Raw genomic sequence first — 13,626 nt, 5'->3', positions numbered from 1 at the left:
ATTGCCCAGCCACAACCGATTGTCGTGCAGGGGACAGATTTATTTTTCGGACCCACGCTAAGGTCGTGGGCGACCAAGAACAGGAGACAACCATGTCCAGACCCGAATCGCCCGGCGCCCTCTTTCGCCGCGCGCTCGCCGAAGAGCATCCCCTGCAGATCATCGGCGCCATCAACGCGAACCACGCCCTGCTGGCCAAGCGCGCCGGCTACCGCGCCATCTACCTGTCCGGCGGCGGCGTCGCCGCCGGCTCGCTGGGTCTGCCGGACCTGGGCATCAACACCATGGACGACGTCCTGACCGACGTGCGCCGCATCACCGACGTGTGCGACGTGCCGCTGCTGGTGGACATCGACACCGGCTTCGGGCCGTCGGCATTCAACATTGCCCGCACCGTCAAGAGCCTGATCAAGTTCGGCGCCGCCGCCTGCCACATCGAGGACCAGGTCGGCGCCAAGCGCTGCGGCCACCGTCCGGGCAAGGAAATCGTCACCACCGAGGAAATGGCCGACCGCGTGAAGGCCGCCGCCGACGCGCGCACCGACAGCGACTTTTATCTCATCGCCCGCACCGACGCGATCGCCTCGCACGGCGTGGACGCCGCCATCGAGCGCGCGCTGGCCTGCGTGGAAGCGGGCGCCGACGCGATCTTCGCCGAAGCCGCCTACGACCTGCCCACGTACGACCGCTTCGTCAAGGCAGTCAAGGTGCCAGTGCTGGCCAACATCACCGAATTCGGCAAGACCCCGCTCTTCTCGGTCGAAGAACTCAAGAGCGTGGGCGTGGGCATGGTGCTCTACCCGCTGTCCGCCTTCCGCGCCATGAACAAGGCCGCCGAGGCCGTCTACACCGCCATCCGCCGCGATGGCCACCAGAAGAACGTGGTCGACCTGATGCAGACGCGCGAAGAGCTCTACGACCGCATCGGCTACCACGAATTCGAATCCAGACTGGATGCGCTCTTCCAGAAGGGCAAAGCGTAATCCCGCAACGACCAGGCCACGCCGCGGCAGACCCGCGGTGTGGCCCGCCACCCATTGCATCGTCCATCGCGTAAGGAAAGGAGTAGAGACATGAGCACGGCTCCCAAGAAGCAAGAAGCCAAGTCGGACGCCAAGCCGGAAGAAAAAGCCGGTTTCAAGCCCAAGAAGTCGGTTGCGCTGTCCGGCGTGGTCGCGGGCAACACCGCACTGTGCACCGTCGGCCGCAGCGGCAACGACCTGCACTACCGCGGCTATGACATCCTGGACATCGCGCACACCAGCGAGTTCGAGGAAATCGCCCACTTGCTGGTCCATGGCAAGCTGCCCAACAAGGCCGAACTGAAGGCCTACAAGGAAAAGCTGCGCAGCCTGCGCGGCCTGCCCACGCAGCTTCAGATCGCCCTGGAAGCCCTGCCCGCCGCCAGCCACCCGATGGACGTGATGCGCACGGCCGTGTCGGTGCTGGGCTGCGTGCTGCCCGAAAAGGACGACCACAACACCCCGGGCGCGCGCGACATCGCCGACCGCCTGATGGCCAACCTGGGTTCGGCCCTGCTCTACTGGTACCACTACAGCCACAACGGCCGCACCATCGACGTGCAGACCGACGACGACAGCATCGGCGGCCATTTCCTGCACCTGCTGCACGGCGAAAAGCCCAGCGACGAATGGGTCAAGGCGATGCACATCTCCCTGAACCTGTACGCCGAGCACGAATTCAACGCGTCCACGTTCACGGCCCGCGTCATCGCCGGCACCGGGTCGGACATGTTCTCGGCCATCTCCGGCGCCATCGGCGCCCTGCGCGGCCCCAAGCACGGCGGCGCCAACGAAGTGGCCTTCGAGGTCCAGAAGCGCTACGAGACGCCCGAAGAAGCCGAGGCCGACATCCGCCGCCGCGTCGAAGCCAAGGAAGTCATCATCGGCTTCGGCCATCCGGTCTACACGGTCTCCGATCCGCGCAACAAGGTCATCAAGGAAGTCGCCAAGAAGCTGTCCAAGAAGGCCGGCACGACCAAGATGTTCGACATCGCCGAACGCCTGGAAACCGTCATGTGGGACGTCAAGAAGATGTTCCCCAACCTCGACTGGTTCTCGGCCGTGAGCTATCACATGATGGGCGTGCCCACCGCCATGTTCACCCCGCTGTTCGTCATCGCGCGCACCGCGGGCTGGTCGGCCCACATCATCGAACAGCGCATCGACAACAAGATCATCCGCCCCACCGCCAACTACGTGGGCCCGGAAGACCAGAAGTTCGTGCCCATCGACAAGCGCAAGTAAGACGGGATCGAGGGCGCGTCATGGCCACCTGTATCCACTTTCCGAAAGAGGTACCGCGATGTCTGCCCCGATCTCCAACGTACGTCCCGATCCCGACCAGGTCCTGGCCGACATCGCGGACTACGTTCTCAACTACGAAATCCGCAGCGAGCTGGCGTACGAAACCGCGCGCAACTGCCTGATCGACACGCTGGGCTGCGGCCTGGAGGCGCTGGAATATCCGGCGTGCCGCAAGCTGCTGGGCCCGGTCGTGCCGGGCACCGTGGTGCCCCATGGCGCCAAGGTGCCCGGCACGCAGTTCCAGCTCGATCCGGTCCAGGCCGCGTTCAACATCGGCGCGATGATCCGCTGGCTGGATTTCAACGACACCTGGCTGGCGGCCGAATGGGGCCACCCGTCCGACAACCTGGGCGGCATCCTGGCCACGGCCGACTGGCTGTCGCGCACGGCGGTCGCTTCAGGCAAACCGCCGCTGTCCATGCGCGACGTGCTGACCGGCATGATCAAGGCGCACGAGATCCAGGGCTGCATCGCGCTGGAAAATTCCTTCAACAAGGTCGGCCTGGACCACGTGGTGCTGGTCAAAGTGGCCTCCACGGCCGTCGTCGCGCAGATGCTGGGCCTGACCCGCGACGAAGTGATCAACGCAGTGTCGCTGGCCTGGGTCGACGGCCAGAGCCTGCGCACCTACCGCCACGCGCCCAATACCGGCAGCCGCAAGAGCTGGGCGGCCGGCGATGCGACCAGCCGCGCGGTGCGGCTCGCGCTCATCGCGCGGACCGGCGAAATGGGCTACCCCTCCGTGCTGACCGCCAAGACCTGGGGCTTTTACGACGTGCTCTTCAAGGGCCAACCATTCAAGTTCCAGCGCCCCTACGGCAGCTACGTGATGGAGAACGTGCTGTTCAAGATCTCGTTCCCCGCCGAGTTCCACGCGCAGACCGCGGTGGAATGCGCCATGCAGATCCACGACCGGCTCAAATCGCTGGGCAAGACCGCGGACGACATCGCGCAGATCCGCATCCGCACGCACGAAGCCTGCATCCGCATCATCGACAAGAAGGGTCCGCTGGACAATCCCGCCGACCGCGACCACTGCATCCAGTACATGGTGGCCGTGCCCGTGCTGTTCGGCCGCCTGACCGCCGCCGACTACGAAGACGACGTCGCGCAGGATCCGCGCATCGATGCGCTGCGCGACAGGATCGTCTGCGTCGAGGACCCGGCCTACACCAGCGACTATCACAACCCGGCCAAGCGCTCGATCGCCAATGCGCTCACCGTGCAATTCAAGGACGGCACCGCGCTGGACGAAATCGTCTGCGAGTACCCCATCGGCCACAAGCGCCGCCGCCCCGAGGGCATACCGCTGCTGGAAGCCAAGTTCCGCACCAACCTGGCCCGCGTGTTCCCGGCGCGCCAGCAGCAGCGCATCCTCGCCGCCTCGCTGGACCAGCAGACGCTGGAGGCGATGCCGGTCCACGAATATGTGGATCTGTATGTGATCTGAGGGGTGTCTGACACCCTTGGCACATCCGCCCAGGCTGACGCCCGTCTCCCTCGGGCGTCAAACATCGGGGGCACTGGCTGGCGCACGCCCCTGGAGGCTTACAATGCGGCTTTCCTCGATCGGATCGCGCCATGGCCATGCTCTGGGTCAAGACTTTTCACATCGTCTTCATCGCTTCCTGGTTTGCCGGCCTGTTCTACCTGCCGCGCATCTTCGTGAACCTGGCGCAGCAGTCGGACCAGGCCGTCCAGGCGACGCTGCTCGGCATGGCGCGCCGCCTGTATCGTTTCACCACCATCCTGGCCGTCGTGGCCATCATCTTCGGGATGTGGCTGTACCTGGGCTACCGCATCGGCGTGGGCCCCGGCAACGGCTGGATGCACGCCAAACTCTTTTTCGTGCTGCTCGTCATCGGCTACCATCACGCCTGTGGCCTCATGCTACGCAAATTCGAACAGGGCAAGAACACCCGTTCGCACACGTTTTATCGCTGGTTCAACGAAGTTCCCGTCTTGCTGCTCTTGGTGGTGGTGGCGCTGGTCGTCGTCAAACCCTTCTGATACCCCTACCTTTGCACATTCGCCAGGATTCGTATGTCCTCTGATGAACAGGACCGCCCGCGCAAGACGCTGACGATCAAGAAAACGGCCCGCGACGCCCACGCCGAAGGCACGGCCAAGCGCACCCGCACCGGCGCGCGCGCGCGCCTGGTTGCGCAGATCGAGCGCAGCCGCGAAAACATCGAACGCCAGAAAGACCCCGTCGGCTACCAGCGGCGCCAGGAAGAAGAAGCCCGCGGCGCGCGCAAATCCCCGGCCGGCGGCCGCGGCGACAGCGCACGCGGTCCGGCAGGCCGCGCCGGCCAGCCCGAACGCAGTCGCTCCGAACGCAGCCAAGGCGAACGTGGGCAGTACGCGCGCGGACAGGGCGAACGCGCCCCGGCGGATCGTCCCGCACCCCGCCGCGGCGCGTCCGACGCGGGCCGCGGGGACTCGGCGCGCGACGCAGCGCCCGGCTCGCGCTCGGGGCGCCCCCCGCAGCGCGCCCCGCGCCTGCGCGACGACCAATACATCGCCCCGGCCACGCCGGCCGGCCGCTTCTACGATCCCTTCGAGGACGACGGCCCCGCGCCGGAGTTCGCGCCGGAGCCGGACTACGCGGACGAACCGGCCTTTGCCGGGGATGCCGACGCCTCGCGCGAGCCCGCCTACTCCGAGGATGCCGACACCTTCCGCGAGCGCGCCGCGCCACGCATCGAAACCCGCACCCGCCGCCCCCGCGAGCCGCGCCAAGCCGAGATCTTCACGGTCTTCGCTCCCTGCCCGCAGGGCCTGGAAGAGGCGCTGACCGCCGAAATGCAGGCGCTCGGTTACGAAGATGCCAAGGCGGGCCGGGCGGGCTGCTCGTTCACGTCCGACTGGTCCGGCATCCAGCGCGCCAATCTGTATTCGCGCCTGGCCACGCGCATCCTGGTGCAGGTGGCGCACGCCGAGATCTCGCACGAAGACGACATCCTGGACCTGGCGCGCGACACCCCCTGGGAACGCTGGTTCGGCGCCGAACAGACGTTGCGCGTGGACACCTCGGCCATCAAGAGCCCGGTGCAAAGCCTGCAGTACTGCAACCTGCGCGCCAAGGACGGCATCTGCGACCGGCTGCGCGAACTCGAAGGCGAACGTCCCAGCATCGACACGGTGCGCCCGGACGCCCGCGTGCACCTTTTCCTGACGGGCCATACCGCCACGCTGTACCTGGACACCTCGGGCGAGTCCCTCTTCAAACGCGGGTGGCGGCTGGACAAGGGCGAGGCGCCGCTGCGTGAAAACCTGGCGGCCGGCATGCTGGCGCTGGCCGGGTGGGACCCCGCCGCGCCGCTGCTGGACCCCTTCTGCGGCTCCGGCACCATCCTGATCGAAGGGGCCTGGATCGCCCTGGGCGTGCCGCCCGGCATTTCCCGTCCGTTCGGTTTCGAGCGCCTGCGCGATCACGACGCCTATCGCTGGCGCGACCTGAAGGAAGACGCCCGCGCCCGCATCCTGCCGCAACTCGAAGCCCCGCTGGTCGGCTACGACCTGAATCCGCAGGCCATCGAGTACGCCCGCAACAACGCCGAACGCGCCTGGCTGACCGCCGATTCCATCCGGTTCGAAGTCGGCGACGCCCGCCATGTGACGGCGCCCGCCGACCACGGCTGGATCGTCACCAATCCGCCCTACGGCGAACGCATGGGCGCCGAACAGGACCCCGACCTGTGGCGCGAATGGGCCACGTGCCTGAAGCACAATTTCGCGGGATGGGAGCTGCACGTCATCACCAGCGACCTGACGCTACCCAACCAGATGCGCCTGAAGCCCAAACGCCGCATCCCGCTGCACAACGGCGCGCTTGACTGCCGCCTGTTCGGCTTCGAACTGGTGGCCGCGGGCTACCGCGACGCCTGACCGTCGCCCCCGGGGCAGCAACCGCGTTCCTCGAACGTAGGGGCGGCGCGTTGTAAAAGCGCCGCAACATGACGCCCCTATCTTTGCTCATGGTCCCCGGCCGCGCGGTTTTGGGGCATCATCAGCACCAAGGTGTTGCCAAGTTGCACCAGCGTGCACCCACCACTTGCATAGTTTCAGGGTAAACCCCTATAATTCGGGTTATCCCTAGTAGCAAACAACTGTGCAAGCCCGTGGAGGCTATTGTGATCAACGCGAACAACACCATCCGCCTGACCGACGAACTCGAGCGTCAACTGATGCTCCAGGCTATTGAAGAACAATTCCGTCCGCACCCGATGCGGGCGTTGGCTGCAGGCCTGCGCAAGCTGGCCCTCGGCATCAAGGCCCTGGCTGGCAAGACGAGCGCCAAGAACGCGCATTCCGCTGCCTGATCATGGCCCAGGCCCTCGGGCCTAAAGATTTTCCCCTTGGGGGCTGCATAGCCCCTTTTATAGACCCGCCCTTACCGGCGGGTTTTTTTTCGTCCCTCGCCGATTTATGGATAATACCGGTCCATGACCGACGCCCCCCTCGACCAGACCCCCAATCGGCTGCGCCGATTCGCCTGCATGATGTACGAAGCCGTGTTGCTGTTTGGCGTGGTGTTCCTGGCGGGCTACCTGATGGATACGCTGACCCAGAGCAGGAATGCCCTGGAGCTGCGGGCGGCCAGGCAGGCCTGGCTGTTCGTGGCGATCGGCGCCTATTTCGTCCTGTGCTGGCGTCGCCGCGGCCAGACGCTGCCCATGAAGACATGGAACATCCGGCTGGTGGACCGCCATGGCAACACCCCGTCCACCGGCTTGCTGGTCCTGCGCTACCTTCTCGCGTGGCCGCTGGTGCTGGCGGGCGCGGCCGTGGTCTGGGCGGCCGCCGCCGCCACGGGTTGGCCCTCGGTGGACATGTTCATCGTCGCGGCGCCCTTCACGATTTTCATCTGGTCCTGGCTCGATCCCGACGGGCAGTTCCTGCACGACCGGATCCTCGGGACGCGGCTGCGCAACGCGCCGCAGGCAAAGGGCAAAAAGGCCCGCTGAAGGCATTACCGCGCCCGGGCGCCGCCCTTCCGGACACATCCCGTTTCACGCCCGCGCGGCGCTTGTGACGTTGGGTGAGTGTTCAGAAAGATGACAGGCGACCGCCAAGACAATGAGGCCCCATTTAACTGACGGCTTCACTCTCCCCATGCGCGCACTCATTACCCGCCTGTCGCTGGCCTTCGCCAGTGCGCTGTTGCTCCTGCCTGCCGGCGCGTCCGCCCAGAACGCATCGGCCCAGCAAGAAATCGAACTGGCGACCAAAGCCGCTTTTGCCGCGGCGCTGCAAGGCCCCACTGATGTCACCCTTGGCGACCAGGCAACCCTGAAACTGCCGCAAAGCATGTTCTTCGTGCCGCGCACGCAGGCCGAACGGCTGATGCAGGCCTATGGCAACGGCAAGGACCCGTCGCTGCTGGGCGTGGTGATGCCCAAAAGCGATGACGAGGACTGGGTGGTCACCGTCAATTTCGACAAGGCCGGCTACATCAAGGACGACGACGCCCGGAACTGGAACGTCGGCGAGTTGCTGGACAGCCTGCGTGAAGGCACGGAAGCGTCCAACGAGGAACGCAGGAAGCGCGGATTCCCGGAGTTGACGGTGGACGGCTGGGTGGAAGCGCCCAAGTACGACAGCGCCACGCAGCGCCTCGTCTGGTCGGTGGCCGCCAAGCACAAGGACGCCGGGGCGCAAGACGACGCCACGGTCAACTACAACACCTACGCCCTGGGGCGGGACGGCTACATCACGCTGGACCTCATCACCGAAAAGGGCAACGTGCCCACGGACAAAGCCGCCGTGCTCGCGCTGCTGGACAACCTGAAATACGTCGAAGGCAAGCGCTACGCAGACTTTGACGCCTCCAGCGACAAGGTGGCCGAGTACGGGCTGGCAGCCCTGGTGGCGGGCGTGGCGGCCAAGAAGCTGGGGTTGTTCGCGGTGATCGCCGCTTTCCTGGCCAAGTTCGCCAAGGCCGGCATCCTGGCGGCGGCCGTCCTGGGCGGCGCCGTATGGAAACGGATCAAGGGCAAAAAAGCCCCCGGACAGTCCTGATCCGGCCGGCCGGGCGGCGCGCGGGCGCCGCCGCCCGGCCGTCACAACTACGTCACGGATTCGTCACGCGCGCGTCATCGCGCGATGGTCTCATTCCCAAGCATGACCACAGCCCACAGGGACGCGACCGTGAACGACATCCAACCCACGCACTGGCGCGCCCTCTGGATTTCCGATATTCACCTGGGCACTGCCGGGTGCAAGGCGGAATTCCTGCTCGATTTCCTGGATCACAACGATTCGGACACCCTCTACCTGGTCGGCGACATCGTCGACGGCTGGCAATTACGCAAGCACTGGCACTGGCCCCGGGCACACAACGACGTGGTGCAGCGCATCCTGCGCAAGGCGCGCAACGGCACGCGCGTGGTGTTCATCCCCGGCAACCACGACGAGTTTGCCCGGGAATTCGCGGGCTTTGCCTTTGGCGACATCGAGGTCCTGGACGAGGACGTGCACGTCACGGCCAAGGGCCTGCGCCTTTTGGTGCTGCACGGCGACCAGTTCGATGGCGTCATCCAGCACAGCCGCTGGCTGGCGCACCTGGGCGACGGGCTCTATCAGCTTGCGCTGTGGATCAACCACCATTTCAACCGGCTGCGCCACCGGCTGGGCCTGCATTACTGGTCGCTTTCCCAGTACCTGAAGCACAAGGTCAAGAACGCGGTGTCTTTCATCACCGACTTCGAGGAAGCCCTGGCGGGCGAGGCCCGCCGGCGCGGTCTGGACGGCGTGGTCTGCGGCCACATCCACAAGGCCGAACTGCGCGACGTGGGCGGCATCCTGTACTGCAACGACGGCGACTGGGTGGAAAGCCTGTCGGCCCTGGCGGAAACCCACGACGGCCAGCTCCAGCTCCTGGACTGGGCGGTGATGCAGGCGGAACGCCAGCGCGATCCGGCCAACCGCCCCCCGCGCTCCCTGACGCTGCCCGCCCTGCCCTCGGCGCTGCGCCGCCAGGGCAAATACCCGTGATAACCCGTATGCGTCCCCGTTACGCAACGGGTATATTGCAGTTCACGCCCCTCTAGGTCATGCTTGCAACTGGGTAACGGGCGTCATGGCCCGTTCACGCTGCAACATGCTCACAACATAGGGCCATGAACGACCAATATCAGGCGCTCTACCAAACATTCCGCTGGCTGGTGCCCACCCAGTTCAACATCGCGGAAGCGTGCTGCCACCGCTGGGCATCCAGTAGTCCGGATGCGCGGCGCATTGCCATCTACTACGAAGATGAATCCGGCAACCGCGAGGTCTGGACCTTCGCCCGCCTGGCGGAAGCCGCCAATCAACTGGCCAACGGCCTGGTGAAAATGGGCGTGGGCCGGGGCGACCGGGTCGGTGTGGTATTGGGACAACGCCCTGAGACGGTGGTCGCCCACATGGCCATCTATAGCGTCGGCGCCGTGGTGTTGCCCCTGTCGGCGCTGTTCGGACCCGAGGCGCTGCAAAGCCGCCTCTGCGACGCCGAAGCCCGCGTCGCCATCGTCGATCATGCTTCCAGCGCCAACCTGCTGTCGGTCAGCGACAACTGCCCGGCGCTGCAGCAGGTCATCGGCATCGGCTTTGCCGACGAGCGCGTCCTGCCCTGGCGCAGCCTGCTTGCCCGGCAACCCAACGAATTCAAGGCCGTGCTTACCCGCGCGTCGGACCCGGCCATCCTGCTCTATACCTCCGGCACCACGGGCGCCCCCAAGGGCGCGCTGCTTCCCCACAGCGCGCTGATTGGCAACCTGCCGGGCTTCGTCGCCTCGCAGGACTGGTTCCCCAAGCCCGCCGACGTGTTCTGGTCGCCCGCCGACTGGGCCTGGACGGGCGGCATGATGGACGCGCTGCTGCCCACGCTGTACTTCGGCCACCCCATCGTGGGCACGCGCGGCCGCTTCTCGGTCGAGCGCGCCTTCGAGCTGCTGGAGCGCTACCAGGTCACGAACACGTTCCTGTTCCCCACCGCCCTCAAGATGATGATGAAGGCGGTGCCCGAACCCCGCCAACGCTACCAGCTTGCCCTGCGCGCCATCATGAGCGCCGGCGAAAGCGTGGGCGAAACGGTGTTCGACTGGTGCAGGAGCGCGCTGGGCGTGACGCCCAACGAGATGTTCGGCCAGACCGAAATGAACTACGTGGTGGGCAACAGCAACAAGCGCTGGCCCGCCAAGCCCGGCTCCATGGGCCGGCCGTATCCGGGCCACAACGTGGCCGTGCTGGACGACGAAGGCGTCCCCGTCGCCGCCGGCGGGACGGGCGAGATCGCCGTCAACCGCCTCGACATCCACGGCTTTCCCGACCCGGTGATGTTCCTGGGCTACTGGCGCAACGAGCCCGCCACGCAGGCCAAGTTCAAGGGCGACTGGTGCCTGACGGGCGACCTCGCCACGGTCGACGAGGACGGCTACCTCTGGTACGCCGGCCGGGCCGACGACGTGTTCAAGTCCGCCGGCTACCGGATCGGCCCGGGCGAAATCGAAAGCTGCCTGGTCGGACACCCGGCCGTCGCCAATGCGGCGGTGGTGCCCAAGCCGGACGCCGAGCGCGGGGCGCTGGTCAAGGCGTACGTCGTACTGACCCCGGAATTCGCGCAGCGCGACCGCGCTGAAATCACCGAGAACCTGCAGGAACACGTGCGCGAGCGCCTGGCGCCCTACGAGTACCCCAAGGAAATCGAATACGTGGACGAATTGCCCATGACCACCACGGGCAAGATCCAGCGGCGCATCCTGCGCCAGCGCGAGGAAGAACGCGCGCAGGCAGTTGCGCCCACGACAGACGTTGGAGCGCCCGTTGCCGCCCCGGCGCGGCAAACGGAGACCTAGGCATGGCCATCTACCAACTCAACGACCTCATCCCGCGCATCGACCCGCAGGCCTACGTGGCCGACAGCGCCGACATCATCGGCAACGTGACGTTGGAAGCCGGGGTCAGCATCTGGTCGCAGGTGTCGATCCGGGCCGATAACGATGCCATCGTGATCCGCCAGGGCACCAACATCCAGGAATCCAGCGTCCTGCACGTCGATGCCGGCTGTCCGATGACCATCGGACCGAACGTCACGGTCGGGCACCAGGCCATGCTGCACGGCTGCACCATCCATGAGGGCGCCCTGGTCGGCATGCAGGCCATCGTCCTGAACAATGCGGTGATCGGCCGCAACTGCCTGATCGGCGCCGGCGCCATCATTCCCGAAGACCGCGTCATTCCGGACAACTCCCTGGTGATCGGCATCGGCAAGATCGTGCGGGAGCTCTCGGAAGAAGAAATCGCCAATCTGCACAAGAACACCGCCCACTACGTGGCGCGCGGCCAACAGTACAAGACGGCCCTGAAGCGGCTGGCCTGATCCGCCCCGGCGGATGCCCCAACCCCTGCTGCCAGCAGGGGGAATACCCTCCTCCGATCGGCTAACATTCCTTTATGACCGATCAGCTCAAAAAATACCTCACCGAAGACCGCAGCGTCCGCGTGCAAGCGGTTCGCATGTCTGCCACCTGGAAGGCCGTCCAGGCCAACCACGACTATCCGCCAGCCATCACCCATCTCCTGGGAGAACTGGTGGCCGCTTCCACGCTGCTCGCCGCCAACATCAAGTTCGACGGCTCGCTGGTGCTCCAGATCCAGGGCGACGGCCCCATCGCCCTGCTGGTGGTGGAATGCCGCTCCGACCTCAGCCTGCGTGCCACCGTCAAGATGCGTGAAGGCCATGACGTGCCCACCGACGGCAACATGCAAAGCCTGCTCAACCCCGGCGGCAACGGGCGGTTCATCGTCGTGCTGGACCCGCAGCGCAAGCTGCCGGGCCAGCAGGCCTACCAGGGCATCGTGCCCCTCGAGGGCGAAACCGTAGCCGAAGCCTTGCAGCACTACATGAAGGCCTCCGAGCAGCTCGATACCCGCCTGTGGCTGTACGCCGACGCCGACCACGCCGTGGGCATGCTGCTGCAGCGGCTGCCGCACCATGGCGGCGCCGACGCGCAGGTGCTGAGCGAACAGGCCGCCACCGAGACCTGGGAGCGCATCGGCGCCCTGGCTGGCACCCTCAAGCGCGACGAGATGCTGGAAGCCGACATCGACACGCTGATTCACCGCCTGTTCTGGGAAGAGACGCTCATCGCCTTCGAACCGCAGCCGGTGAGCTGGCACTGCCCCTGCACCCGCGAACGCGTGGCCAACATGCTGCGCTCGCTGGGCCAGGAAGAGGTCAACAGCATCCTGGCCGAGCGCGGGCAGGTCGACGTGGCCTGCGATTTCTGCGGCAAGCCCTACGAGTTCGATGCCGTGGACTGCGCGGCGCTGTTCTCCGCCAACCAGCCGGCTGCCGGAGAGCAGCCCCCCACGGTGCACTGATCCGCCTGGCGGCAAGTCCGCCGGGCCGTTTTCGTCACGCCGGTTTGTCCTCATCGACAGGCGGTCATGGGCGCGCCACACTGCGCAGCCATGACCGCCTTTGTTTTTGCTCCCCGCCTTCGCCCCGCCAGCCGGCACCGTGGCGCCGCCGCCATCGAATTCGCCGTGGCGGGCGCCATCGTGCTGCTGCTGGGCCTGCTGGCGGTCGAGGCCGCCCGCTGGCACGCCGCGCGCCAGATGGCGCTTCTGGCGCTGACGGAGGCGGCGCGCGCCGGCGCCACCGGTCATGCCGACCCGGCCCGGATGCGGTCGGCGTTTCTTCTGGCGCTCCTGCCGCTGCATGCGGACGCCGACGGGCAGGCGGGCGCAACGCGCCGGCTGGACGACGCGATGGCCGAACTGCAGGCGCAGACCGGGTCGGACCCCTGGCGTATTGAAGTGCTGCAGCCCGACGAGCGCGCGTTCCGCGAGCACGGACGGCCCGGCTTGAAGGTGCCCGCGGCGCCCGGCCTGCCGGCCATCGACAACGACTACCAGGACCTGCAGCACGCGCGCCGCCCGCCCCGCGCAGGCGGGCAGGATATCTTCCGCGCCAACACCCTGAAACTGCGCCTGACCTACCTGCACAAGCCATTGCTGCCCGCGCTGCGGGCACTGCTGGCCTTGCTGGGTCGGCAGGACGACAGCTACGCCGGCCACGCGCAGACCAAGGGCCTGTTGCCCATCGTGGTCGAGCTGGAGCAGGAAATGCACTCGCATCCCGTGGACTGGGCCCGCAGGAGGCCGCATCCGCCAGGGGTGGTCTATGGGGCGTGCCGACGCAAACAGTGCGATCCGGAATGAATCGTCGCGGCGCCGCGGCCGGGCCAGGCGGACGATCCGCAGGTTGTCGGGCCGGGGGCAAGCGCCGGCCGCGGCTGGGGTCGATGCC

The 13,626-nt window shown here is 66.6% G+C and carries 13 protein-coding genes; all 13 read left to right on the top strand.

Going from position 1 to position 13,626, the window contains the following annotated elements; genetic code table 11:
- Nucleotides 1-92: 92 nt before the first annotated feature.
- Nucleotides 93-983, top strand: coding sequence for a methylisocitrate lyase (prpB, locus tag BXA00_RS16270; RefSeq protein ID WP_076519442.1), 891 nt, complete (start codon nt 93-95; stop codon nt 981-983).
- A 90-nt stretch (nt 984-1,073) separates the two neighbouring features.
- Nucleotides 1,074-2,267, top strand: coding sequence for a 2-methylcitrate synthase (prpC, locus tag BXA00_RS16265; protein WP_076519441.1), 1,194 nt, complete (start codon nt 1,074-1,076; stop codon nt 2,265-2,267).
- Between the two features lie 58 nt (nt 2,268-2,325).
- A complete protein-coding gene (locus BXA00_RS16260; protein ID WP_076519440.1) occupies nt 2,326-3,777 on the top strand; it encodes a bifunctional 2-methylcitrate dehydratase/aconitate hydratase in 1,452 nt (483 codons plus the stop codon).
- 131 nt (nt 3,778-3,908) lie between these two features.
- Entirely contained in the window at nt 3,909-4,337 is a 429-nt protein-coding gene (locus BXA00_RS16255; protein ID WP_172805877.1) for a CopD family protein, read from the top strand.
- Nucleotides 4,338-4,829: 492 nt separating this feature from the next.
- Nucleotides 4,830-6,218: a class I SAM-dependent RNA methyltransferase gene (locus tag BXA00_RS16250; RefSeq protein ID WP_369825614.1), complete on the top strand. Its 1,389-nt coding sequence runs from the start codon at nt 4,830-4,832 to the stop codon at nt 6,216-6,218.
- A gap of 245 nt (nt 6,219-6,463) precedes the next feature.
- Nucleotides 6,464-6,652, top strand: coding sequence for a hypothetical protein (locus BXA00_RS16245; RefSeq protein WP_076519439.1), 189 nt, complete (start codon nt 6,464-6,466; stop codon nt 6,650-6,652).
- A gap of 123 nt (nt 6,653-6,775) precedes the next feature.
- Entirely contained in the window at nt 6,776-7,297 is a 522-nt protein-coding gene (locus BXA00_RS16240; protein WP_076519438.1) for an RDD family protein, read from the top strand.
- 148 nt (nt 7,298-7,445) lie between these two features.
- The gene (locus tag BXA00_RS16235) at nt 7,446-8,351 is read left to right on the top strand and encodes a DUF2167 domain-containing protein (RefSeq protein WP_076519437.1); all 906 of its coding nucleotides are present in this window, start codon (nt 7,446-7,448) and stop codon (nt 8,349-8,351) included.
- 102 nt (nt 8,352-8,453) lie between these two features.
- Complete coding sequence (locus tag BXA00_RS16230; protein WP_156902810.1) at nt 8,454-9,326, top strand: UDP-2,3-diacylglucosamine diphosphatase; 873 nt, start codon at nt 8,454-8,456, stop codon at nt 9,324-9,326.
- A 125-nt stretch (nt 9,327-9,451) separates the two neighbouring features.
- Nucleotides 9,452-11,167: an acyl-CoA synthetase gene (locus BXA00_RS16225; RefSeq protein ID WP_076519436.1), complete on the top strand. Its 1,716-nt coding sequence runs from the start codon at nt 9,452-9,454 to the stop codon at nt 11,165-11,167.
- 2 nt (nt 11,168-11,169) lie between these two features.
- The gene (locus tag BXA00_RS16220) at nt 11,170-11,691 is read left to right on the top strand and encodes a gamma carbonic anhydrase family protein (protein WP_076519435.1); all 522 of its coding nucleotides are present in this window, start codon (nt 11,170-11,172) and stop codon (nt 11,689-11,691) included.
- Between the two features lie 74 nt (nt 11,692-11,765).
- Nucleotides 11,766-12,695 (top strand): Hsp33 family molecular chaperone HslO, encoded by a 930-nt coding sequence (gene hslO, locus BXA00_RS16215; protein WP_076519434.1) that lies wholly within the window; start codon nt 11,766-11,768, stop codon nt 12,693-12,695.
- A 90-nt stretch (nt 12,696-12,785) separates the two neighbouring features.
- Nucleotides 12,786-13,538, top strand: coding sequence for a TadE/TadG family type IV pilus assembly protein (locus tag BXA00_RS16210; protein ID WP_076519433.1), 753 nt, complete (start codon nt 12,786-12,788; stop codon nt 13,536-13,538).
- Nucleotides 13,539-13,626 lie beyond the last annotated feature (88 nt).

This window comes from Achromobacter sp. MFA1 R4, assembly GCF_900156745.1.
Lineage (GTDB): Bacteria > Pseudomonadota > Gammaproteobacteria > Burkholderiales > Burkholderiaceae_B > Achromobacter.
This window is presented reverse-complemented; position numbering and strand designations above follow the sequence as displayed.

Coding starts and splice junctions, on each gene's coding strand:
- prpB (WP_076519442.1), top strand. CDS start 93: ATGTCCAGACCCGAATCGCCCGGCGCCCTCTTTCGCCGCGCGCTCGCC.
- prpC (WP_076519441.1), top strand. CDS start 1,074: ATGAGCACGGCTCCCAAGAAGCAAGAAGCCAAGTCGGACGCCAAGCCG.
- BXA00_RS16260 (WP_076519440.1), top strand. CDS start 2,326: ATGTCTGCCCCGATCTCCAACGTACGTCCCGATCCCGACCAGGTCCTG.
- BXA00_RS16255 (WP_172805877.1), top strand. CDS start 3,909: ATGGCCATGCTCTGGGTCAAGACTTTTCACATCGTCTTCATCGCTTCC.
- BXA00_RS16240 (WP_076519438.1), top strand. CDS start 6,776: ATGACCGACGCCCCCCTCGACCAGACCCCCAATCGGCTGCGCCGATTC.
- BXA00_RS16235 (WP_076519437.1), top strand. CDS start 7,446: ATGCGCGCACTCATTACCCGCCTGTCGCTGGCCTTCGCCAGTGCGCTG.
- BXA00_RS16230 (WP_156902810.1), top strand. CDS start 8,454: ATGACCACAGCCCACAGGGACGCGACCGTGAACGACATCCAACCCACG.
- BXA00_RS16225 (WP_076519436.1), top strand. CDS start 9,452: ATGAACGACCAATATCAGGCGCTCTACCAAACATTCCGCTGGCTGGTG.
- BXA00_RS16220 (WP_076519435.1), top strand. CDS start 11,170: ATGGCCATCTACCAACTCAACGACCTCATCCCGCGCATCGACCCGCAG.
- hslO (WP_076519434.1), top strand. CDS start 11,766: ATGACCGATCAGCTCAAAAAATACCTCACCGAAGACCGCAGCGTCCGC.
- BXA00_RS16210 (WP_076519433.1), top strand. CDS start 12,786: ATGACCGCCTTTGTTTTTGCTCCCCGCCTTCGCCCCGCCAGCCGGCAC.